This is a genomic window from Microbacterium alcoholitolerans, from assembly GCF_050408615.1.
Taxonomy (GTDB): domain Bacteria; phylum Actinomycetota; class Actinomycetes; order Actinomycetales; family Microbacteriaceae; genus Microbacterium.
Genome location: NZ_JBNTKD010000001.1, coordinates 2,854,222 through 2,874,321, shown reverse-complemented (window position 1 = coordinate 2,874,321; position 20,100 = coordinate 2,854,222). Strand labels below are relative to the sequence as shown.

At 68.5% G+C, this 20,100-nt stretch carries 21 protein-coding genes; 10 read left to right on the top strand and 11 right to left on the bottom strand.

Translation table 11 applies throughout. The features are described from left to right. Window positions 1–17: 17 nt before the first annotated feature. Both ACQUSX_RS13930 and ACQUSX_RS13925 read right to left on the bottom strand, forming a co-directional pair. Window positions 18–701, bottom strand: coding sequence for a response regulator (locus ACQUSX_RS13930; protein ID WP_428907500.1), 684 nt, complete (start codon window positions 699–701; stop codon window positions 18–20). After that, the gene (locus tag ACQUSX_RS13925; protein WP_428907499.1) at window positions 698–1,918 is read right to left on the bottom strand and encodes a sensor histidine kinase; all 1,221 of its coding nucleotides are present in this window, start codon (window positions 1,916–1,918) and stop codon (window positions 698–700) included. Before ACQUSX_RS13925 ends, ACQUSX_RS13930 begins: the two co-directional genes overlap by 4 nt. Window positions 1,919–2,100: 182 nt before the next feature. On the opposite strand from ACQUSX_RS13925, the gene phoU reads away from it, so the two are divergent. Continuing rightward, the gene (phoU, locus tag ACQUSX_RS13920) at window positions 2,101–2,802 is read left to right on the top strand and encodes a phosphate signaling complex protein PhoU (protein WP_428907498.1); all 702 of its coding nucleotides are present in this window, start codon (window positions 2,101–2,103) and stop codon (window positions 2,800–2,802) included. 67 nt (window positions 2,803–2,869) lie between these two features. Here phoU and ACQUSX_RS13915 read toward each other — a convergent pair whose 3' ends face one another. Continuing rightward, entirely contained in the window at window positions 2,870–3,613 is a 744-nt protein-coding gene (locus ACQUSX_RS13915; RefSeq protein ID WP_428907497.1) for a phosphoglyceromutase, read from the bottom strand. 77 nt (window positions 3,614–3,690) lie between these two features. Here ACQUSX_RS13915 and ACQUSX_RS13910 point away from each other — a divergent pair, with 77 nt between their 5' ends. After that, complete coding sequence (locus ACQUSX_RS13910; protein ID WP_428907496.1) at window positions 3,691–4,518, top strand: class I SAM-dependent methyltransferase; 828 nt, start codon at window positions 3,691–3,693, stop codon at window positions 4,516–4,518. A 19-nt stretch (window positions 4,519–4,537) separates the two neighbouring features. Here ACQUSX_RS13910 and ygfZ read toward each other — a convergent pair whose 3' ends face one another. The 3 genes from ygfZ to ACQUSX_RS13895 all read right to left on the bottom strand — a co-directional run bounded on the left by ygfZ (window position 4,538) and on the right by ACQUSX_RS13895 (window position 6,684). After that, window positions 4,538–5,638 carry a CAF17-like 4Fe-4S cluster assembly/insertion protein YgfZ gene (gene ygfZ / locus ACQUSX_RS13905; protein ID WP_428907495.1) on the bottom strand — a complete coding sequence of 367 codons (1,101 nt, stop codon included), beginning with the start codon at window positions 5,636–5,638 and terminating at the stop codon, window positions 4,538–4,540. Window positions 5,639–5,640: 2 nt separating this feature from the next. Further along, window positions 5,641–6,243 (bottom strand): heme-binding beta-barrel domain-containing protein, encoded by a 603-nt coding sequence (locus ACQUSX_RS13900; RefSeq protein ID WP_428907494.1) that lies wholly within the window; start codon window positions 6,241–6,243, stop codon window positions 5,641–5,643. Between the two features lie 147 nt (window positions 6,244–6,390). Then, complete coding sequence (locus ACQUSX_RS13895; protein ID WP_428907493.1) at window positions 6,391–6,684, bottom strand: hypothetical protein; 294 nt, start codon at window positions 6,682–6,684, stop codon at window positions 6,391–6,393. A gap of 79 nt (window positions 6,685–6,763) precedes the next feature. Here ACQUSX_RS13895 and ACQUSX_RS13890 point away from each other — a divergent pair, with 79 nt between their 5' ends. From ACQUSX_RS13890 to ACQUSX_RS13855, 8 genes are all read left to right on the top strand, one after another. After that, window positions 6,764–7,441 carry a winged helix-turn-helix transcriptional regulator gene (locus tag ACQUSX_RS13890; protein WP_428907492.1) on the top strand — a complete coding sequence of 226 codons (678 nt, stop codon included), beginning with the start codon at window positions 6,764–6,766 and terminating at the stop codon, window positions 7,439–7,441. Continuing rightward, complete coding sequence (locus ACQUSX_RS13885) at window positions 7,329–9,647, top strand: RNA degradosome polyphosphate kinase (protein ID WP_428907491.1); 2,319 nt, start codon at window positions 7,329–7,331, stop codon at window positions 9,645–9,647. The genes ACQUSX_RS13890 and ACQUSX_RS13885 overlap by 113 nt, the downstream gene beginning before the upstream one ends. Further along, complete coding sequence (locus tag ACQUSX_RS13880) at window positions 9,644–10,582, top strand: NUDIX hydrolase (protein ID WP_428907490.1); 939 nt, start codon at window positions 9,644–9,646, stop codon at window positions 10,580–10,582. Before ACQUSX_RS13885 ends, ACQUSX_RS13880 begins: the two co-directional genes overlap by 4 nt. A gap of 133 nt (window positions 10,583–10,715) precedes the next feature. Next, a complete protein-coding gene (locus ACQUSX_RS13875; protein WP_428907489.1) occupies window positions 10,716–11,822 on the top strand; it encodes a phosphate ABC transporter substrate-binding protein PstS in 1,107 nt (368 codons plus the stop codon). 130 nt (window positions 11,823–11,952) lie between these two features. Then, entirely contained in the window at window positions 11,953–12,918 is a 966-nt protein-coding gene (gene pstC, locus ACQUSX_RS13870) for a phosphate ABC transporter permease subunit PstC (RefSeq protein ID WP_428907488.1), read from the top strand. Window position 12,919: 1 nt separating this feature from the next. After that, complete coding sequence (gene pstA / locus ACQUSX_RS13865; RefSeq protein ID WP_428907487.1) at window positions 12,920–14,014, top strand: phosphate ABC transporter permease PstA; 1,095 nt, start codon at window positions 12,920–12,922, stop codon at window positions 14,012–14,014. Window positions 14,015–14,041: 27 nt separating this feature from the next. After that, window positions 14,042–14,821 (top strand): phosphate ABC transporter ATP-binding protein PstB, encoded by a 780-nt coding sequence (gene pstB, locus ACQUSX_RS13860; RefSeq protein WP_428907486.1) that lies wholly within the window; start codon window positions 14,042–14,044, stop codon window positions 14,819–14,821. A gap of 255 nt (window positions 14,822–15,076) precedes the next feature. Further along, on the top strand, window positions 15,077–15,964 hold the full coding sequence (locus tag ACQUSX_RS13855; protein ID WP_428907485.1) for a type IV toxin-antitoxin system AbiEi family antitoxin domain-containing protein: 888 nt from the start codon (window positions 15,077–15,079) through the stop codon (window positions 15,962–15,964). A gap of 161 nt (window positions 15,965–16,125) precedes the next feature. Here ACQUSX_RS13855 and ACQUSX_RS13850 read toward each other — a convergent pair whose 3' ends face one another. The 5 genes from ACQUSX_RS13850 to sigK all read right to left on the bottom strand — a co-directional run bounded on the left by ACQUSX_RS13850 (window position 16,126) and on the right by sigK (window position 20,097). Then, window positions 16,126–16,932, bottom strand: a complete 807-nt coding sequence (locus ACQUSX_RS13850; RefSeq protein WP_428907484.1) for an SCO4651 family lipoprotein — start codon at window positions 16,930–16,932, stop codon at window positions 16,126–16,128. A gap of 62 nt (window positions 16,933–16,994) precedes the next feature. After that, entirely contained in the window at window positions 16,995–17,876 is an 882-nt protein-coding gene (locus ACQUSX_RS13845; RefSeq protein WP_428907483.1) for an aminotransferase class IV, read from the bottom strand. Between the two features lie 178 nt (window positions 17,877–18,054). After that, window positions 18,055–18,684: a DNA-directed RNA polymerase subunit beta gene (locus tag ACQUSX_RS13840; RefSeq protein ID WP_428907482.1), complete on the bottom strand. Its 630-nt coding sequence runs from the start codon at window positions 18,682–18,684 to the stop codon at window positions 18,055–18,057. A 34-nt stretch (window positions 18,685–18,718) separates the two neighbouring features. After that, complete coding sequence (locus tag ACQUSX_RS13835) at window positions 18,719–19,501, bottom strand: anti-sigma factor (RefSeq protein WP_428907481.1); 783 nt, start codon at window positions 19,499–19,501, stop codon at window positions 18,719–18,721. Next, window positions 19,498–20,097, bottom strand: coding sequence for an ECF RNA polymerase sigma factor SigK (gene sigK, locus ACQUSX_RS13830; protein WP_428907480.1), 600 nt, complete (start codon window positions 20,095–20,097; stop codon window positions 19,498–19,500). Before sigK ends, ACQUSX_RS13835 begins: the two co-directional genes overlap by 4 nt. Window positions 20,098–20,100 lie beyond the last annotated feature (3 nt).

Below are 20,100 nucleotides of genomic sequence, written 5' to 3'. Positions count from 1 at the left end.
TGTTCGGGCTGGGGCACTCAGCCCTCGAAGCGGTACCCGAGCCCGCGCACCGTCACCAGCATCACGGGCTCGCCCGGGTTCTTCTCGATGCGTGAGCGAATGCGCTTGATGTGCACGTCGAGCGTCTTCGTGTCGCCGAAGTAGTCGCTGCCCCAGACCCGGTCGATCAGCTGGCCCCTGGTGAGCACGCGCCCTGAGTTGCGCATCAGCACCTCGAGCAGCTCGAACTCCTTCAGTGGCATGTTGATCTCCTCGCCCTCGACGGCGACCGTGTGCCGGTCGATGTCGAGGCTGACGCGTCCGCCCTCGAGCACGCGCTCCTCGATCTCCGCGTCAGCCGGCACGACGCGGCGCAGCACCGCCCGCATGCGCGCCAGCAGCTCGCGCGACGAGTACGGCTTGGTGATGTAGTCGTCGGCGCCGAGCTCGAGACCCACGACGATGTCGACTTCGGAGTCCTTCGCGGTGAGCATGATGATCGGCACGCTCGAGGTCTGCCGCACCTGACGGCACACCTCGGTGCCGGCCATGCCCGGCAGCATGAGATCCAGCAGGATGACGTCTGCGCCGCGGGCCCGGAAGGCACTCAGCGCCCCGGGGCCGTCCTCGCTGATCTCGACCTCGTATCCCTCGCGCCGCAGCAGGTACGCGAGGGGGTCCGCCAGGTCGGGTTCGTCCTCGACGAGCAGGATCCGAGTCATGACATCTCTCCGTTTCGAGCAGCGCCGCGGTCGTTCTCGCCGGCGCGCTTCTTCTTGGCCTTCTTCTTCTTCTTCGAGCGCTTCACAGCACCCGACGGCGCAGCGATGCGCGGAAGCCGGATGGTGAACGTGGAGCCCTGTCCGGCGCGCGACCACACGCGCACCTCACCGCCGTGCCGCTGCGTCGCGTGCTTGACGATCGACAGCCCGAGTCCGGTGCCGCCCGTGCGCCGCGAACGAGCGTCGTCGGCGCGGTAGAAGCGCTCGAAGATGCGCTCCAGGTCGGCCTCCGAGATCCCGATGCCCTGATCGCTCACCGCGATCTCGACGACGTCGTCCACGACCTTCACCCCCACCCCGACGCGCGATCCCTTCGGCGAGTACACGATCGCATTCGCCAGAAGATTGCCGACCGCCTCAACGAGGACCTGCGCGTCGCCGCGGACCCACGTGCCGCGGTCGCCCCCTCTGCTGAGCGCGACCCCCGCCGAGTCTGCCTGGACGGCGTGCGCTTCGATCGATGCCGCGACGACCTCGTCGATGGCCACCGGCTCGACCTGGGCAAGGCTCTCGGCCGACTGCAGGCGGGACAGGCTCATGATGCGTCCGGTGAGCTGAGCGAGGCGCCCCGCCTCGGCGATGATCCGGGCGGCGAAGATGCGCACCTGCGCGGGATCGTCCGCGGCCGATTCGATCGCCTCGGCGAGCAGGCTCACGGAGGCGACGGGTGTCTTCAGCTCATGGCTCGTGTTGGCGACGAAGTCGGTGCGCATCTGATCCAGTCGCTCGCGCTCGGTGACGTCGCGGATGATCAGCAGGCTCAATCGGGCGCCCATCCGGCTCGCACGTGCCGAGACGAGTCGCGGATCGAGCGTGCTGCCGCCGGTGATGCGCAGTGTGTCGGTCTGACTGCCGCCATTCGTGCGCACGCCGCGCACGAGCTGGCGCAGCTCGACGTTGTCGAGGACGGCGCCCTCCCGGATGCCGAACCACGAGGCCGCCTTCGACGCGGCCACCACCTCGCCGGAGGCATCCAGCACACAGGCGGCGTCGTCCATGCTGTCCAGCACCTCGGTGACGCCGGCGGGGACCGAGCTCGAGGTCTCCTGCGCGGCGATCGAGCGCACCCGGTAGGCCCAGACGACCAGCAGCACAGTGCCGGCCCCGATGATCGCTCCGATGGCGAGCGCGAACAGCGCGAGCTGGGGCGATGACATGGCTCCAGCGTACGGGTCGGTGAACGCCTTTCCCGTCGTCGCGCGCGTCGTCAGGCGGTCGGAGGGCTAGTATTCACGTTCCGGGCACCAATCGTTAACCTTCGACGACGACAATCGTCTCGGTTCGCGCGAGCGTGCCCGCGCGGCACCCGTGCCGCCCCACGACGAAAGGTTCGCACGACATGCGCCAAGTGTTCCATCAGTCCCTCGAGAATCTGCAGTCGCAGCTCACCGAGATCGCCGATCTCGTCACCATCGCCATCGAGAAGGCCACCACGGCTTTCGCGGAGAGCGACGTGGCGCTGGCCGAGGAGGTCATCGCCGACGACGCGAAGATCGACGAGCTCGCCGTCCTCCTCGACGAGCAGGCGATCGAGATCCTCGCGCGCCAGCAGCCCGTCGCCCGCGATCTGCGCATCGTGATCACGGCTCTGCGCGTCAGCGCCTCGCTGGAGCGCATGGGCGACATGGCCGAGCACATCGCTCAGCTCGCTCGGCTGCGGTTCCCGGAGCGCGCAGTGCCGAAGGGGCTCAAGGGGACCTTCCGCCGCATGGGCGAGCTCGATGTCGAGATCTCACGCACACTCGCCGATCTGCTGCGCACGCAGGACCTGCGCTACGCGGATGCGATCCGCAATGCGGACGACGACGTGGACGAGCTGCACGCCCGCGTGTTCGAGAAGGTGCTCAGCGACAACTGGAAGGGCGAGGCCACCGCGACCGTGGATGCCACGCTCGCCAGCCGCTACCACGAGCGCTTCGCCGACCACGCGGTGGCCGTTGCGAAGAAGGTCGTCTACCTCGCCACCGGAGACTGGGCCGTCGAGGAGGAGGACATCGCCATCGCCGCCGAGGCGCAGATCAACCCTCCCACCGAGCGCTGATCGCCGGAAGCGCGACTGAACGACGAAGGCCGGATGCTGGTCAGCATCCGGCCTTCGTCGTTCGTGCTTACTTCTTGCCCTGCGCGGCGACTGCAGCGGCGCCGGCGGCGGCGGCCTCGGGGTCGAGGTAGCGGCCGGGTCCGGTGGGGACGTTGTCGTCGTCGAGCTCGTACACCAGCGGGATGCCCGTAGGGATGTTCAGCTCGGCGATGTCGTCGTCGCTGATGCCGTCGAGGTGCTTGACGAGGCCGCGCAGCGAGTTGCCGTGCGCGGTCACGAGCACCGTCTTGCCGGCTTCGAGGTCGGGGACGATCGCGCTCTCCCAGTACGGCAGCAGACGATCGATCACGAGCTTGAGCGACTCGGTGCGCGGAACGTCGCCGTCGATGCCGGCGTAGCGCGGGTCGTTCACCTGGCTGAACTCGCTGTCGTCGTCGAGCAGCGGCGGCGGCACGTCGAACGAGCGGCGCCACAGCTGGAACTGCTCAGGGCCGAACTCCTCGAGCGTCTGCGCCTTGTCCTTGCCCTGCAGTGCACCGTAGTGACGCTCGTTGAGGCGCCAGGAACGGGTGACGGGAATCCACAGCCGGTCGGCGGAATCCAGTGCGATGTCGGCCGTCTGGATCGCACGGCTCAGCAGCGATGTGTGCAGCACGTCCGGCAGCAGACCGGCCTCCGCCATCAGCTCGCCACCGCGGCGGGCCTCGGCCTTGCCCTGCTCGGTCAGGCGGACATCCACCCATCCGGTGAAGAGGTTGAGCTGGTTCCATTCGCTCTGGCCGTGCCGGAGCAGAATCAGGGTGCGCGTCATGATTCCAGCCTATCGCCGGGGGCGCGGCCGGCGGGGTCTGATGACCATCCGGCGGCAACGGATGGGAAAATGGCCTCATGGCAGCAGCGTCACCCCTCGGTCAGCCCACACGGGGGACGACGGGAACCAACCGGCTGCGACGGAACGACCGCTGGATCGCGGCGTCGGCGGCGCTGCGCTCGGCGACGGATCCGCTGGTGGTCGACCTCGGCTTCGGGGCCAGCGGCGTGACGGCGTTCGAGCTGGCGCAGCGATTGCAGCGCGCCCGTCCTGGCACAGAGGTGATCGGTCTGGAGATCGACCCGGAGCGCGTGCAGACGGCGCGGCGGCAGCTAGCCGACGTCCGTGCCGGACGCACTCCGTTCTCACCCGATCTGCCGGTCTCGTTCGCGCGAGGGGGCTTCGAGGTGCCGCTGCCGGGCGGACGCCGCCCCGCCGTCATCCGGGCGATGAACGTGCTGCGCCAGTACGACGAGGGCGACGTCGCGGATGCCTGGCGGCGGGTCGCTTCGCGGCTCGCGCCCACCGGAACGCTCTTCGAGGGCACCTGCGACGAGATCGGCCGCATCTCCAGCTGGGTGGATGTGGCATCCGACGGCCTCCCGACCGCCTTCACGATCTCACTGCGCCTGACCGATCTCGATCGTCCGGGCATCGTCGCCGAGCGACTGCCGAAGGCGCTCATCCACCGCAATGTGCCCGGCGAGCGGGTGCACGAGCTGCTCACCGCGCTCGACGACGAGTGGGATCGCGCCGCGGCCCTGACGCCCTTCGGGGCGGGTCAGCGCTGGACGGCCGCCGTCGCCGCGCTGAAAGCGCGCGGCATCCCGGTGCACGGTGACCGACGCCGCTGGCGGCTGGGCGAGATCACCGTCCCCTGGGCGACGGTCGCCCCGCTGTCCTGACGCCGTGCCGCGGAGGCGCTCAGGCGCCGGCGTTGCGGGGATCGTCGCCGAGCGGGCGACGCGACAGACGCGTCAGGCGCGGCACGTCCGCGGTGGCGCCGGCATCCGCCGGCACGATGACCTGCTGGGCGGCGGCGACGTCGATGCCGTCCTCGGAGCGCACGAGCAGCTCGCCGACCGGAGCGCGTCTGGACAGGATCGCCAGGGCGATCGGCCCGTCCTCGTAGTGCAGTGCGGAGGAGGTCACGTGCCCGACCTCGCTCTCGCCGGCGAGGACCACGGCGCCGGGTGCGGGAAGGATCACATCGCTGCCGTCGAGCAGCAGCGCGGCAAGACGGCGCGGCGGATGCCCGAGGTTGTGCACCTTGGCGACCGTCTCCTGCCCGCGGTAGCACCCCTTGCTCAGGTGCACCGCGCTGCGGATCCAATCGGACTCGTGCGGGATCGCACGGTCATCGACCTCGTGCGCCCATCGGGGCCGCCATGCCGCGATGCGCAGCGCTTCGGCGGCCAGTGCACCGGCGAACGGCTCGGACAGTGCGCGGGCGTCGTCGACGAGCGCGACGCTCCACGCGTAGTCGGAACCGGGGTGGTGCTCGACATCCGCGTACTGATGCCCGCCCGGCTGCACGTGCTGCCACGGATCACGCCATACGAGAGGTGTGCCGTGCGGCGCAGCCGCCACGATCCGAGCCTCGGCGGAACCGCCGGCGAAGAAGCCGACGAGGGCGATCTCGGGGCGCAGTGTGACGGTGACGCGCGAGCGGAAGACCATGCGCTGCAGCCAGACTGCGAGCTTCTCGGCATCCGCCGCATCGGCGATCAGCCAGACCGACGTGCCGTCCTCGAGAACGCCCGCGGCGTGCTCGACGCGTCCCTGCGGGTCGAGCACGAGCAGTTCGGTGCTCTCACCGGCGCGCAGCCGCGCGACCGACTGCGATGTGATCGAGTCGAGCCAGGTGAGGCGGTCCTCCCCCGTGACCTCGATCACGGTGCGATCCCCCAGCGGCGCGAGCGCGTCACCAGCGGCGAGTCTGCGCTGCTCGATGAGCGGATTGCCGAAGTGCGCGATCGTGTCGCCGTCGCGCACAGCCCCTGCGAGCGAGTCGAACATCGCCATCGTCAGACCTTCGCCAGTCGGGCAGAGGCGTGCGACTTCAGCGTCTGCCCCATCGCCGCGATGTCCCACGCCCACAGCAGGTGGCCGTCGACCAGGCCGTACATGCGGCTGGCCGCCGTGTACTCCTTCGCCCCGGCGGGACGGACGACGGCATCCGTCGCGATGTCGATGCGGGGGCCGGAGATCCGGCCGAGGTACAGCTCGAGCGTTCCGTCGGAGTGGGCGACGGACACCTCGATCGGGAAGCCGTCGTCGGTGCGCAGCGCCTCGACATCGTGGACGGTCCGCTCCTCGCCGGCCTCGGCAGGCGGCAGCAGGGCGGGGCCCGGGTCAGCCGCCGTGCGGGGTCGCGCCAGACGCCAGAACCCCGTCTCGGCGAGCAGCGCGATCGGCTCATCCTCGCCCTCGACACCGCGGAAGGATGCCGTGGCGGCGTAGTTCAGGAACGGTCCGCCGTCATGGCTGAAGCTCACGCGGTGCGAGAACTCGCCCTGGAAGCGCTTCTCACCGGCGGTGTACTCGATGACGCCGGTGCCCTCCCAGACACCCAGCAGCCACGAGAGCGGCGCCAGATCTGCCGGAAGGTCCGTGGGCAGGTCGATCACGACGACAGTCGGCTCAGCGCTGACCGCGGAACAGGTTGACGAGCACGACGCCGGAGACGAAGGCGATCGCGAGGCTCGCAAGGCCCAGCAGGCCGAGGAAGAAGAATTCGAGCGCGACGAGGTCCATGCCCGACAGTCTAGTCCCCGTCAGAGTGCGGTGACCAGCGCCGAGATGCCGAACGCCGCGGACACGAGCCCCATCAGCACGAGCGAGCCCATCAGGCTCGCAGAGACCCGCACGATGAACCCTTGCGGTCTTGCGTAGGAGAGCTGCACGGCGAAGGACAGCAGCACCATCGCCCCGAACGCGATCATCAGCCAGCCGATGCGCACATCCTCCGGCAGCGCGAATCCGAGCACGAGCGCCGCGACCAGCGACACCGCCCATACCGCGATGACGCCGTGGAAGGCGTTGCGCGGAGCGAGTGCGACTTCTGCCATGACGCCCATCGTACTTGTCTCACAGCGAAGCGGGCTGATGGCCGCCACCAACGGTGATCGCCGCCACTAACATTGTCCCGTGGTCCTGCTGCTGGCACTCACCGCGGCTCCCGATGCGGAGCCGGTGCTGCCCGCGCTCGAGCTTCTGCCGCACACCGTCCGCGCTCACCCGCTCGACAGCAGTCATCTGCTCTCGCTGCCGGAGTCCGATGTGATCGTCCTCGATGCGCGCACGGATCTCGTCGCCGCACGCGCCGCCTGTCGCCTGCTGCGCACCACGGGCGTCGAGACACCAGTGCTGCTGGCTGTCACCGAGGGCGGCATGAGCGCCGTCTCAGGGGAATGGGGCTTCACCGACGTGCTGCTCGTCGGTGCCGGGCCCGCAGAGGTCGACGCCCGCATCCGGCTGGCGATGTCGCGTGGCGACGCGCGCGAACCGGCACGCGTGCAGGCATCCGGCATCACGATCGACGAGCAGTCGTACTCGGCGAAGCTGCACGGCCGCCCCCTGGATCTCACCTACAAGGAGTTCCAGCTGCTGCACTTCCTGGCCACGCATCCGTCCCGCGTGTTCACCCGCGAGCAGCTGCTGAGCGATGTGTGGGGATACGACTACTTCGGCGGCACCCGCACCGTCGACGTGCATGTGCGGCGCCTGCGGGCGAAGCTCGGCGACACCGAGCAGATCATCGGCACGGTGCGCAACGTCGGCTACCGCTTCAACCTGCACGAAGAGACGTCGCAGGACGAGGGTTGAGTTCTCCGATTCGTCACCGACGGATGCAAGGATGTACCCCATGATCGAACCCGTACTTGTCGATGCCGGACTCGGAGACGCCGAAGACGATGACTTCGATGCGCATGAGGCGCCGGATGCGATCCTGCCCGACCACCGCTACCACGACCGCGAGCTGAGCTGGCTCGCATTCAACCAGCGTGTGCTCGAGCTCGCCGAAGACGCTTCGCTCCCCGAGCTCGAGCGGGCGAACTTCCTCGCCATCTTCGCCAGCAACCTCGACGAGTTCTTCATGGTGCGCGTCGCGGGCCTCAAGCGTCGCATCCTCACCGGTCTCGCGGTGCCCACGAACGTGGGCCGCTCTCCCAGCGACGTGCTGGGCGACATCTCCGCCGAAGCGCACGCACTGCAGCTGCGCCACGCGGCGGTGTGGAGCGAGCAGGTCCGTCCCGCACTCGCGGATGCCGGCATCGAGATCGCCGACTGGGACGAACTCACAGCTGCCGAGCGCAGCGCGCTGAGCGAGTACTTCCAGGCGCAGGTGTTCCCTGTGCTGATGCCGCTGGCCGTCGACCCGGCGCACCCGTTCCCCTACATCTCGGGGCTCTCGCTGAACCTCGCGATCCGCATCCGCAACGCCCGCACGGGCCGGCAGGAATTCGCGCGACTGAAGGTGCCGCCGATGCTGCCCAGGTTCATCGCGGTTCCGGGCGGCGGTGAGATCGTGCGCTTCATCCGCCTCGAGGAGCTCATCGCCAACCACCTGATCGACCTCTTCCCCGGCATGGAGGTGCTCGATCACCATGCGTTCCGCCTGACCCGCAACGAGGATGTGGAGATCGAGGAGGACGAGAGCGAGAACCTGATCCAGGCGCTGGAGGCCGAGCTGCTCAGGCGACGCTTCGGCCCGCCGATCCGCCTGGAGATCACCGACGACATGGACGACGTGACCCTCGAGCTGCTCATCAAGGAGCTCGACATCACCGACCAGGAGGTGTACCGCCTGCCGGGACCGCTCGACCTGCGCGGCCTGTTCGACCTGTCGCGGGTCGACCGCCCGGATCTGCGCTATCCCCCGCACGTGCCCACCACCGCCGTGGCGTTCCAGCCCGGCGACAGCAACGAGCGTCCGGACGTCTTCCGAGCCATCAGCAAGGCCGACGTGCTGGTGCATCACCCGTACGAGTCGTTCGCGACGAGCGTCCAGGCCTTCCTGGAGCAGGCCGCGCGCGACCCCCAGGTGCTCGCCATCAAGCAGACGCTCTACCGCACGTCCGGCGACAGCCCCGTGGTGCAGGCGCTCATCGACGCCGCCGAGGCCGGCAAATCGGTGCTCGCGCTCGTCGAGGTGAAGGCGCGCTTCGATGAAGCCGCCAACATCGTCTGGGCCCGCAAGCTCGAGAAGGCCGGGGTGCATGTCGTCTACGGCCTGGTCGGCCTGAAGACGCACTGCAAGCTCGCCCTGGTGATCCGCGAGGAGGACGGCGTGCTGCGCCACTACTCGCACGTCGGCACCGGCAACTACAACCCGAAGACCAGCCGGATCTACGAGGACTTCGGCCTGTTCACCGCCGACCCTCAGGTCGGCAAGGACCTCACCCGCCTGTTCAACGAGCTGTCCGGGTACGCCATCGAGAAGAAGTTCAAGCGTCTGCTGGTCGCCCCACTGCACCTGCGCAAGGGACTGCTGCGCCACATCAACAACGAGCGCAAGAACGCCGAGCAGGGAAAGCCCGCGCGCATCCGCATCAAGGTCAACTCGATGGTCGACGAGCAGATCGTCGACGCGCTGTACCGCGCCAGCGTCGCGGGGGTCATCGTCGAGGTGTGGGTGCGCGGCATCTGCAGCCTCCGGGTGGATCTGCCCGGCGTCAGCGACAACATCACCGTGCGCAGCATCCTGGGTCGCTACCTCGAGCATTCGCGGCTGTTCATGTTCGACAACGACGGCGACCCGATCGTCTACATCGGCAGCGCCGACATGATGCACCGCAACCTCGATCGCAGGGTCGAGGCACTGGTGCGCCTCACCGAACCCGCCCACCTCCAGGAGCTGCACGACCTGTTCGACCTGGCGATGGATCCGCACACCAGCTCATGGCATCTCGGGGCCGGCGGCGTATGGACCCGCTCGGCCGGCACGGAGGACGCTCCGCTGGTCGACCTGCAGGATCGGACGATGGCGAGCGTGCAGGGACGGCGTCGGCGCAAGCGAACGGTCCGATGAGCGACACCGCCGTCTACGCCGCGGGGGCCGTGGTGTGGCGATTGATCGACGGCAAGCTGCGCGTGCTGCTGATCCACCGGACCAAATACCGCGACGTGACTCTGCCGAAGGGCAAGGTCGATCCTGGCGAGATGCTCGCCGAGACGGCGGTCCGCGAGGTGCGCGAGGAGACGGGCATCCGGGTCGCGCTCGGCGTGCCGGTCGGCGTCAGCAAGTACTGGATGCGCCCCAAACGGCAGAAGGTCGTGCACTACTGGGCCGCCGAGGCCACCGATGACGCCATCCGCGCGTCGTCGTTCGTACCCAATCACGAGATCGCCGCGATCGAGTGGGTGAGCGTGAAGAAGGCCCGGGGGCGCCTGAGCTACCCGGTCGACGTCGAGATCCTCGAGAACTTCGCCCGGCTCGTCGACGACGGCGTGCTGCACACGTTCCCGCTGATCGCGCTTCGTCACGCCAAGGCCGTCTCCCGTTCCGACTGGGACGGGGCGGATGCTGAGCGCCCGCTCACCGAGAAGGGCCTGCGCCACGCGAAGGCGATCGTGGCGCCGCTGCGCGCCTTCGGAGTCCGCCGCATCGTCACCAGCGATGCCGAGCGGTGCCGGCAGACGGTCGCGCCGCTCGAGAAGAAGCTCGGCCGGGTCGCGCGTGTGACCGCGAAGATCAGTCAGGATGCCTGGGAGGACGGCACCGCCGACGTCCGCTTCGTGGTCGGCAAGCGCGTCCGCTCCCGCAAGCCCGCCGTGCTGTGCAGCCACGGACCGGTGCTCCCGGGCATCCTCTCGGAGATGGCGCTCGCCACCGGCACCATGCACGGCTCGTACGTCAGCAGCGCGAGCGCGCTGAACGTCGCCGCCTTCTCGGTCGTTCACCTCTCTGTCACCAACCCCGGCTCCGGGATCATCTCGATCGAGACGCACGAGCCCAAGCTCTGACGGCGTCTTCCGTCCGCCCGCATCCGTTCACCTTCCGTTCACCAAAGTGGGAGATTGTCGTTAACCGTCGCTCGTAGCGTCACTGTGTGCCCTGCACCGGGCATCCAACAGTCCCCGATCGAACGGATCCACAGTGAAGATCTCCCGCATCGCTCGTATCAGCGCCATCGGCGCGGTCGCCGCCCTAGCACTCGCAGGCTGCGCCGCCAATGAGGCTCCGGCCGCCGAGGGAACCGATCAGCCCGGCGACGCGTCCACGCTGGAAGGCACCCTGAACGCGACCGGCGCATCGTCGCAGGGCGCCGCACAAGAAGCGTGGGTCGCCGCCTTCCAGACCGCCAACACGGGCGTCACCATCAACTACGAGCCCACCGGCTCCGGCACCGGACGCGAGAACTTCCTCGCCGGCGCCAGCGACTTCATCGGCTCGGACCGGGCCTTCAAGCTCGACGAGTTCACCGCCGGCGGCTTCCAGATGTGCGCATCGGATGCCATCGTCGAGGTTCCGCTGTACATCTCGCCCGTCGCGGTCGCGTTCAACCTCGAGGGCATCGACTCGCTGAACCTCGACGCGAAGACGATCGCCGGCATCTTCGCCGGCACGATCACGAACTGGAACGACGCGGCCATCGCCGAGCAGAACGAGGGCGTCGCGCTGCCCGACCTCGTGATCTCGCCGGTCCACCGCTCGGACGACTCGGGCACCACCGAGACGTTCACCACGTACCTCTCGGCCACTGCCGCCGACGTCTGGACTCACGAGCCCGATGGCGAGTGGCCGATCCAGAGCGGTGAGGCCGCCCAGGGCACCTCCGGTGTCGTCCAGGCGATCAAGGCCGGAAACGGGGCGATCGGCTACGCCGACGCGTCGCAGACCTCGGACCTCGGCCAGGTGCACGTGGGCGTCGGCGACGAGTACGTCGCCTACTCGGCCGACGCCGCCGCAGCGCTCGTCGAGAGCTCGCCGCTGGAAGAAGGTCGCGGCGCCGGTGACCTGGTCTTCGAGGTCGACCCGGCAGCAGCGCCGGCCGGCTCGTACCCGATCGCCCTGGTGAGCTACCTCATCGCGTGCGAGCAGTACGAGGACGCGAACACGGCAGCGCTCGTGAAGTCGTACTTCGAGTACATGGCCGGCGAAGAGGGCCAGCAGGCCGCTGCGGACAACGCGGGCAGCGCCCCGATCTCGGCGGGTCTGCGCGACAAGGTCCTCGCTGCGATCGACACGATCAAGGTCGACTGATACACACGATGATCAACGGCTGATCCGATGCCCTCGCGTCCATCCGGACGCGAGGGCATCGGAGAGTCCGCGCGAAGCCCGAAACGCGCATCATCCCGAAACCCGATTCCATCCCGAAGAGCAGGAGATCATGAGCACGACGACCGGCCAGGCGCACCACGCGCCGCCTGCGCCCATCAAGGCCAAGCAGCGCCTGGGTGACCGCGTCTTCTCCGGCACCGCCCTCGGCGCCGGCATCATCATCCTCGTCGTGCTCGCGGCCGTCGCCGCGTTCCTGATCATCCAGAGCCTGCCGGCCTTCGCGCCGGACACGACGGACAACCACATCCTCGAAGGCGAATCGTTCTGGAGCTACGTCGGTCCGCTCGCATTCGGCACGGTCTGGGTGTCGTTCATCGCGCTGCTGATCGCCGCGCCGATCTCGATCGGCATCGCCCTGTTCATCTCGCACTACGCACCGCGCAGACTCGCCGGGCTGCTCGGCTACATCATCGATCTGCTCGCGGCCGTGCCGTCGGTTGTCTTCGGCCTGTGGGGTGGTCTGGTGCTCGCCCCGATGCTGCAGCCGATCTACGCCTGGCTGAACGAGTACGCGAGCTGGGTGCCGTTCTTCGGCGGCCAGGTGTCAGCCACGGGCAAGACGATCATGACGGCCGCCCTCGTGCTCGCCGTGATGGTCATCCCGATCATGACCGCCATCTGCCGGGAAGTGTTCCTGCAGACGCCGAAGCTGCACGAAGAGGCCGCTCTGGCCCTCGGCGCCACGCGCTGGGAGATGGTGCGCATGGCCGTGCTGCCCTTCGCCCGAGGTGGAATGGTCTCCGCCACGATGCTCGCGCTCGGCCGAGCGCTCGGCGAGACGATGGCCGTGACGATGGTGCTCTCCCCCGCCGCGGTGTACAGCTTCCTGGTGCTGACAGCGACGAACCCGACGCCCATCCCGGCGAACATCGCACTCGCCTTCCCCGAAGCGCACGACACCGGCGTGAACACCCTGATCGCCACGGGCCTGGTGCTGTTCATCGTGACGTTCGCGGTCAACGCGGTGGCACGCTGGATCGTCTCGCGCCGCGCCGAGTTCTCTGGAGCGAACTGACATGACCACGCTCACCGAAGCCCCCACCACCGCTCCCGCCTCCACCGCCCTCACCGCGGGAAGACTGGCCCGCTGGGCGCCGTGGGCTCTGCTCGGGGCATCCCTCGCGGTCTCCTTCGCCGTCTTCGGCGTCGCATCGTTCGGCGAGGACCTCGCCGACTTCAACGTCGCCGGCGCCGTCATCATCGGCGTCCTGCTGTACATGGTGCTGATCACCGTGGTGTCCTCCATCGCAGAGAGCCGCCGCAAGGCCGTCGACCGGCTGATGACCGCACTGGTCGCCACCGCGTTCACGATCGCGCTGCTGCCCTTGATCTCTCTGCTGTGGACCGTCATCGTCAACGGCATCGCACGCTTCGACGCCGAGTTCTTCACGTTCTCGATGCGCAACGTGGTGGGCGACGGCGGCGGAATCGTGCACGCCATCTGGGGCACCGTGCTGATCACCATGATGGCCGCGCTGATCGCCGTCCCGGTCGGGCTCATGACCTCCATCTACCTCGTCGAGTACGGTCGCGGGCGGATCGCCAAGGGCATCACCTTCTTCGTGGACGTGATGACGGGCATCCCGTCGATCGTCGCGGGTCTGTTCATCTACTCGGTGTTCGCGATGTTCGTCCGCCCCGGCATCTCGATGGGCTTCATGGGCTCGCTCGCGCTGGCTGTGCTGATGGTCCCCGTCGTGGTGCGCGGCAGCGAGGAGCTGCTGCGGATCGTCCCCAACGAGCTCCGCGAGGCGGCCTATGCCCTCGGCGTCCCGAAGTGGCTGACGATCCTCAAGGTCGTGCTTCCGACCTCGATCGCCGGAATCACGACCTCGGTCATGCTCGCGATCGCACGCGTCATCGGCGAGACCGCACCGCTGCTGCTGACAGCAGGGTTCACCGCCAGCCTGAACACCAATCTGTTCAGCGGCCAGATGATGACTCTGCCCGTGTTCGCCTACAACTCCTACATGAATCAGGGCACCAACGCGGACGCATCCATCGCGCGCGCGTGGGCCGCCGCGCTCACCCTGATCCTCATCGTCATGCTGCTGAACCTGCTCGCGCGCCTGATCGCCAAGTGGTTCGCACCGAAGACCGCCGGCCGCTGAGCCGCATCCGACCCGAAGGAACCCGACATGTCCAAGAGCATCGAAGTCAACGACCTCAACGTCTACTACAGTGACTTCCTCGCCGTCGAAGGCGTCTCACTCGAGATCCAGCCGCGCAGCGTCACCGCATTCATCGGCCCGTCCGGCTGCGGCAAGTCCACCTTCCTGCGCACACTGAACCGCATGCACGAGGTCATCCCCGGTGCGCGTGTCGAGGGTGAAGTGCTGCTGGACGGCAAGGACCTCTATGCGCCGGGCGTCGACCCGGTGCTCGTGCGCCGCCAGGTCGGCATGGTGTTCCAGCGCCCCAACCCGTTCCCCACGATGTCCATCAAGGAGAACGTGCTCGCGGGCGTGAAGCTGAACAACGGCAAGATGTCGAAGAGTGACCAGGATGCCCTGGTCGAGAGCTCGCTGCGCGGCGCCAACCTCTGGAACGAGGTCAAGGACCGCCTCGACAAGCCGGGTTCGGGCCTGTCCGGCGGGCAGCAGCAGCGTCTGTGCATCGCCCGTGCGATCGCCGTGGAGCCCGAGGTGATCCTGATGGATGAGCCCTGCTCGGCCCTGGACCCGATATCGACGTATGCGATCGAGGAGCTGATCGGCGAGCTGAAGAACGACTACACGGTCGTCATCGTCACGCACAACATGCAGCAGGCGAGCCGCGTTTCCGACAAGACCGCGTTCTTCAACATCGCGGGCACCGGCAAGCCAGGCAAGCTCATCGAATTCGACGAGACCTCGACGATCTTCACCACCCCGAGCGTGCAGGCCACCGAGGACTACGTCTCCGGCCGCTTCGGCTGAGCCCCATCCGGCGCCCCGGCGCGCCGCGTGGCCGTCTCGTGCCGCCGCCGTCTCGTGCCGCCGCCGTCTCGTGCCGGATTACTGACGTCCCTCGCCCCGCACGGCGTGTCGCCTGTCCGACGCGCCGCAAGAGCAGCAGCTCATCAGTGATCCGGCACGGCGACATGTCCTGCACAATTCGGGATCGAGCCGAGTTGTCCACCGTCACCGGCATCGTACGCTTCCACGGGCGCTCAGTGTCGGATGCTCGGTCGGATGACATTCCTGCTCGCCTCGACAGCACTCGCCCAGATCGGTCCGATCGCCCGTGCGGGCGATCTGCGTGCGCGCGGTGTGACGCGTCGCGAGATCGCCCGTGCGGCGGAGGTCGGTGAGATCCGCAGGGTGCGTCGCGGCGTGTACGCCTCGATTCATGCCGACGATTCGTGGGTCCACGCCGCTGAGCACGGCGGCGTCCCGTGCTGCGTCACCGCAGGTCGGATGCTGGGACTGTGGATCCTCGAAGACGTCGACGATCCGCATCTCTGGTTCGGGCACGCCGGCAATCCGCGACCCTGTGAACGCCCGGAGTGCGAACAGCGCCTGCACTGGGATGACGGTGAGAGCGCACTCGGTGAGCTGCCGCCGGTTCGAAACGTGCTCCTTCAGATCGCGATGTGCGCCGAGGAGGAGACCTTCTTCTGCGCGCTGGAATCCGCGCTGCGCACGTCCAAGCTGCGATTCGGTGACGTGCACTGGCTGGCAGCGCGCGTGCCAGGCCCGCTGCGATGGCTCCTCGGCTTCGCGCGCAGCGACGCCGACAGCGGCCTGGAGTCGCTGATCCGGCTCCGACTGCACAAGCTGGGGATCCACGTGCGCACGCAGGTGTTGATCGACGGCGTCGGGGAGGTCGACATGGTCATCGGCAAGTTCCTGATCATCGAAGCGGACGGCAAGCAGAACCACGACGACCAGGAAGTCGATCCATCGAGGCCGCAGATGTCCAAGCGTCACAAGGATCTGGTGCGAGAGGCACGGGCCGCCGCTCTCGGGTACGAGACGCTGCGCTTCGACTACGCGATGATCGTGCACGACTGGCCCACGGTGGTGGCTGCGATCCTGCGGAGGTCGGCCGTGCACCGATCCTTCGTGCCGGATCACTGACGTGCGCAGGCGCTCACGGCGTGGCGCCGCCCCGACACGCGGCGCTGACGACTCTTGGTCAGTAATCCGGCACACGACCGGCTCCGCACACGACCCGAGCACATGACCCGAGGCAGGAGAAGGCCCCGGCCAGCCGAAACGGACCGGGGCCGGGGTGGATGTCACATACCGGGCATCTCGTCGGTGATCTGGTCGGCGGGCGGAGCCTCGACCGTCACGGCCTCGCCCCACTTGCTGAACTCCATCGTCACCGCGCTGCCGGCGACGTCCATGACCATGCGGCGCGGCAGGTCGTCGGAGCCGACGAAGATCACGTAATCGAGGGTGTCGCCGATGCCGGCGTCGGCCGGGATCTCGGTGCCCTGCTCTGCGAAGAGCGTCTCGGTGTCGAGCGTCAGGGTGTACTTGGTCGTCTCGACGCCGTCGATCGTCTCGGCGCCCTCCTCGGACTTGAAGTCCTTCAGCGCGGCCTTGAACGTCTCGAGCTGCTTGCCCAGGTTCGCCTGCTCGAGCGACGAGTTCAGCTGCTCGGCGATCGGGTTGCCGTCCTCACTCGAGGGCTGGAAGAACTTGTTGCCGGTCAGCTCTCCCATGTTCAGGTACATCTCGCCGTCGACGAGACGCAGCTCCATGCCCCCGGTCATCGCCATCGACATGCGGACCTTGGAGGGGTCCTCGTCCATGACCATGTCGCCGGTCGACTCCATCTTCTGCCCGGCTGCCTCGACGGTCTGCACGAAGTGCGCGGAGCCGGCCTCGAACTGCGCGTCGTTGATGCGCTGCGCGAAGTCGTCTGCCGTCATGACGCCCGAGGTCTCGGGCACAGTCTCGGTCTGGCTCTGCGAGCCGCTGCCCTTCGGCTCGGTCGTGCTGTTCTCGGTTCCCCCCGCGCCGCAGGCCGTGAGGCCCATGCCCGCGACGAGAGCGATGGTCGTGGTCGCGATGGCGCGTCTCCAGAATGTGCTCATGACTCGATCCTATGAGCCGGCCATGCCCGCTCCCGACCACGCGGATGGGGAGAAATGCCCACTCAGCGTGGCGAGAGCAGGAAGGTGTTCAACTCGGCGGTGAAGTCGGGGTCGGATGCCAGTGGCGCGCCGTCCACGGCCGTGATCGCCACGGCGAGCCGGATGCTCGAGACCAGCCACGCGGCATCCGCCTTCACCAGGTCGGTCGCCGAGAGCGTCGCGTATCCCGTGCGCAGGCCGCGAGACTCCAGGTGCTCGAAGACGCTCAGCTGGGTCGTGCCGTGCAGGATTCCAGCGGATGGCGCAGTCGTCAGGAATTCGTCACCCGACCGGATGATCAAAGACGCGGTCGGCGCCTCGAGCACATAGCCGTCACGCGTGATGAACACCGCGTCATCCGCGCCGCGCCGGCGAGCCTCGCGGAGGGCCGCCATGTTCACCGCGTACGACAGCGTCTTGGCACCGAGCAGCAGCCACGGCGCCCGCTCCCCCGCACCGAGATCGTACCCGCGGTCGAGGGTCACCACGCGCACGCCGTCATGCCGCACAGCCGAGTAGTCCGGGGCGGTGGATGCGGTCGCCCAGGCAGTCGGGGTCGGACCGTGTTCGACCCCACGGCTGAGAATCAGCTTGATGACCGACTCGCCCTGCGGGGCATGCGCAGCCGCGGCAGCCACCGCCTGCCGCCACTGCTCGAGATTCGGCGCCGGAAGGTCGCACAGCCGCGCGGAATGGGCCAGCCGCTGCACGTGCGCCTCCACCTCGTTCGGATGACCGTCGATGACGCCGATCGACTCGAAGACGCCATCGCCGCGCTGCGTGCTGAGCTCGCCGACGCTGAGCGCAGGAGCGGTGACATCGATCGGCGTGAACGACTCCGAGAAGTCGTCGCGGGCATCCGCCGCATCAGCGGGAGCGATCATCAGGGCGAAGCGCTGGGGCATGTCCACAGCATAGAGCGGCCGGGAATACCTCCGGCGGTGACGCGTTACACTTGAATGGCCGGGCCGCATAACCCCGGGCTCCAATATTTGCCGCTCCGAGCGGCCCTCCGCCGAGAGGCGTTCTTGCGGTCCGGCTTTTTTCATGCCCGAGAGATTTCTCGTGCCCTGAGATCGGGGGTCACACGAGGTTGCCGCGGCGCCACGCTCCGGCGGCGGCGGTCAGATCCTCCGCGTACGTCGTCAGGCGCAGTGCGCGCCGCGTGAGCTCGCTGGCCCGGTCGGTCTCGCTGCGCTCGTAGTCATCGGCCAGGTGCGTGGCACCGGATGCCTGCACCCGGCAGTACGCTGCGGCGCGCTCCAGCGCGATGGCGAAATCACCGCGGAACACGCCGCGCAGGATCGCATCCACCAACTGCACGAGTTCGTCCGGGTTCGCAGGCGCCGGGGCGCCTGCGACCACGGCATCCGCCGATCGAAGCTCGACGCGACCGCGCTCGTAGAGCAGTGCGGTCAGCGCGGCATCCGACCGTATCGCGACCTGCAGCAGATACAGCCGCCACAGCGCCCCCGGCAGCGATCGTGCCGGTGCGTGCGACCACAGCTCGGCGATCTCGTCGATGCCGTGCTCGGCGGCGAAGCCGATCAGTCGCTCGGTCACCGCGCCCGACTCGTCGGTGCGGGCGCGCTCGAGCAGAGCGGATGCCGTCGCGTGCGCCACCCTGGACTGCTCGGCGGGGTCCGCACGGGCGACCAGGTTGTCGAAGGCGGACGGGGGCCGGCGGACGGGGCGGTGGAACTGCTCGGGCATCCCTCCAGGCTACGCCGCACCGGCGCCACCGGGGTCACGCCGTGGGAATCACCAGAATCGGGTCGCTCGTGGGCGCACCCGACGGGGATCCGCCGGCCTGCTCGACCGTCACGGCGATCGCGTCGCCAGGGCGCATCGGCTCCGCGAGCAGGGCAGTGGCCTCGCCGTCCGCGGGGTCGAAGACACCGGCGGCGATGGGCACTTCGCCGCGCACCAGCCACAGCTCATAGGTCTCGCCCTGGCCCGGGTCGTCGAGGCCGGTGGTCACGAGAACGGCCTTTCCGAGCTCATCCGACCAGTGCGCGGTGACCGTGCCGCCGGATGCCAGTTCGACGCTCTGCTGGCGCGCGTCGCCCGCGTCCTGGATCTGCTCCAGCGCGACGACGGACTGCGGGCGCTGCAGCTGCGAGACGACCACGGCCGTCCCGATCCCGGCTCCCACCAGCAGCACCAGGCATGCGGCGAGCGCGAACAGCATCCGACTCCACCGGCGGCCACCGGCGGCTGCGTCTGCAGCGACAGCGCCACCACTCGGTGAGCCGACCGCGTCGGTCGTCTGCAGGGCAGCATCCTGCGCCGATGGCACGCCCTGCGACGCAGCAGCGATCTGCGCCAGCAGCGCATCGCGCAGGCCGGCGGGCGGCGCGACCGGCGGCACGGAATCGGCGAGCGCCGCTGCCGTCTGCTCGTCGGCGTCCACGAGGTGCTGCCACTCGGGGTGGGCGACCAGAGCCGCCTGGAACCTCTGTTCGTCAGCATCCGACAGCGCGTGCAGGGCGTGCCCGGCAGCGAGTTCGGAGAACTCCTGCTCGTTCATGTCGACACCCCCAGTTCGCCACGCAGCCGTGACATCCCATCCCTCATTCTCGTCTTGACCGTCCCCAGCGGGACGCCGATCAGTGCGGAGATCTCGCTCTGACTGTAACCGCCGTAGTACGCGAGGATCAGCGCTTCCTGCTGAGCCTCCGGCAGCCCTGCCAGCGCGGTGACGACCCGTTCCCCGTCGAGTCGCGATTCGACTGTCTCCGACACCACATCCCGCGCGGCTGCGCTGTCCCGGATCCCCACCCGCACGTCGCGGTCACTGCTGGACTGCGTCGCCCGCACTCGGTCGACGGCCCGGCGGTGTGCGATCGTCAGGATCCACGACCTGCCATGCCCTTTGTTCGGAGCGAACCGCTGAGCGGATTGCCAGACCTCGAGGAAGACCTCCTGAAGCACCTCTTCGCTCAGCGAGCGGTTGGTGACCACTCTCAGGATCAGCGCGAAGACCCGCGACGACAGCAGGTCGTACAGTTCGGCGAACGCCGTCTGGTCACCGTCCGCGACGCGCAGGAGCAGCGCGGTGGCGCGGTCGCCGGCGGGACCGTCCTCCCGCACATACTCACCGTCGATGACCATCTCGACAAGCATGCC

Coding starts and splice junctions, on each gene's coding strand:
- ACQUSX_RS13930 (WP_428907500.1), bottom strand. CDS start 701: ATGACTCGGATCCTGCTCGTCGAGGACGAACCCGACCTGGCGGACCCC.
- ACQUSX_RS13925 (WP_428907499.1), bottom strand. CDS start 1,918: ATGTCATCGCCCCAGCTCGCGCTGTTCGCGCTCGCCATCGGAGCGATC.
- phoU (WP_428907498.1), top strand. CDS start 2,101: ATGCGCCAAGTGTTCCATCAGTCCCTCGAGAATCTGCAGTCGCAGCTC.
- ACQUSX_RS13915 (WP_428907497.1), bottom strand. CDS start 3,613: ATGACGCGCACCCTGATTCTGCTCCGGCACGGCCAGAGCGAATGGAAC.
- ACQUSX_RS13910 (WP_428907496.1), top strand. CDS start 3,691: ATGGCAGCAGCGTCACCCCTCGGTCAGCCCACACGGGGGACGACGGGA.
- ygfZ (WP_428907495.1), bottom strand. CDS start 5,638: ATGGCGATGTTCGACTCGCTCGCAGGGGCTGTGCGCGACGGCGACACG.
- ACQUSX_RS13895 (WP_428907493.1), bottom strand. CDS start 6,684: ATGGCAGAAGTCGCACTCGCTCCGCGCAACGCCTTCCACGGCGTCATC.
- ACQUSX_RS13885 (WP_428907491.1), top strand. CDS start 7,329: ATGTGCGGCGCCTGCGGGCGAAGCTCGGCGACACCGAGCAGATCATCG.
- ACQUSX_RS13880 (WP_428907490.1), top strand. CDS start 9,644: ATGAGCGACACCGCCGTCTACGCCGCGGGGGCCGTGGTGTGGCGATTG.
- pstC (WP_428907488.1), top strand. CDS start 11,953: ATGAGCACGACGACCGGCCAGGCGCACCACGCGCCGCCTGCGCCCATC.
- pstA (WP_428907487.1), top strand. CDS start 12,920: ATGACCACGCTCACCGAAGCCCCCACCACCGCTCCCGCCTCCACCGCC.
- pstB (WP_428907486.1), top strand. CDS start 14,042: ATGTCCAAGAGCATCGAAGTCAACGACCTCAACGTCTACTACAGTGAC.
- ACQUSX_RS13855 (WP_428907485.1), top strand. CDS start 15,077: ATGACATTCCTGCTCGCCTCGACAGCACTCGCCCAGATCGGTCCGATC.
- ACQUSX_RS13850 (WP_428907484.1), bottom strand. CDS start 16,932: ATGAGCACATTCTGGAGACGCGCCATCGCGACCACGACCATCGCTCTC.
- ACQUSX_RS13845 (WP_428907483.1), bottom strand. CDS start 17,876: ATGCCCCAGCGCTTCGCCCTGATGATCGCTCCCGCTGATGCGGCGGAT.
- ACQUSX_RS13840 (WP_428907482.1), bottom strand. CDS start 18,684: ATGCCCGAGCAGTTCCACCGCCCCGTCCGCCGGCCCCCGTCCGCCTTC.
- ACQUSX_RS13835 (WP_428907481.1), bottom strand. CDS start 19,501: ATGAACGAGCAGGAGTTCTCCGAACTCGCTGCCGGGCACGCCCTGCAC.
- sigK (WP_428907480.1), bottom strand. CDS start 20,097: ATGCTTGTCGAGATGGTCATCGACGGTGAGTATGTGCGGGAGGACGGT.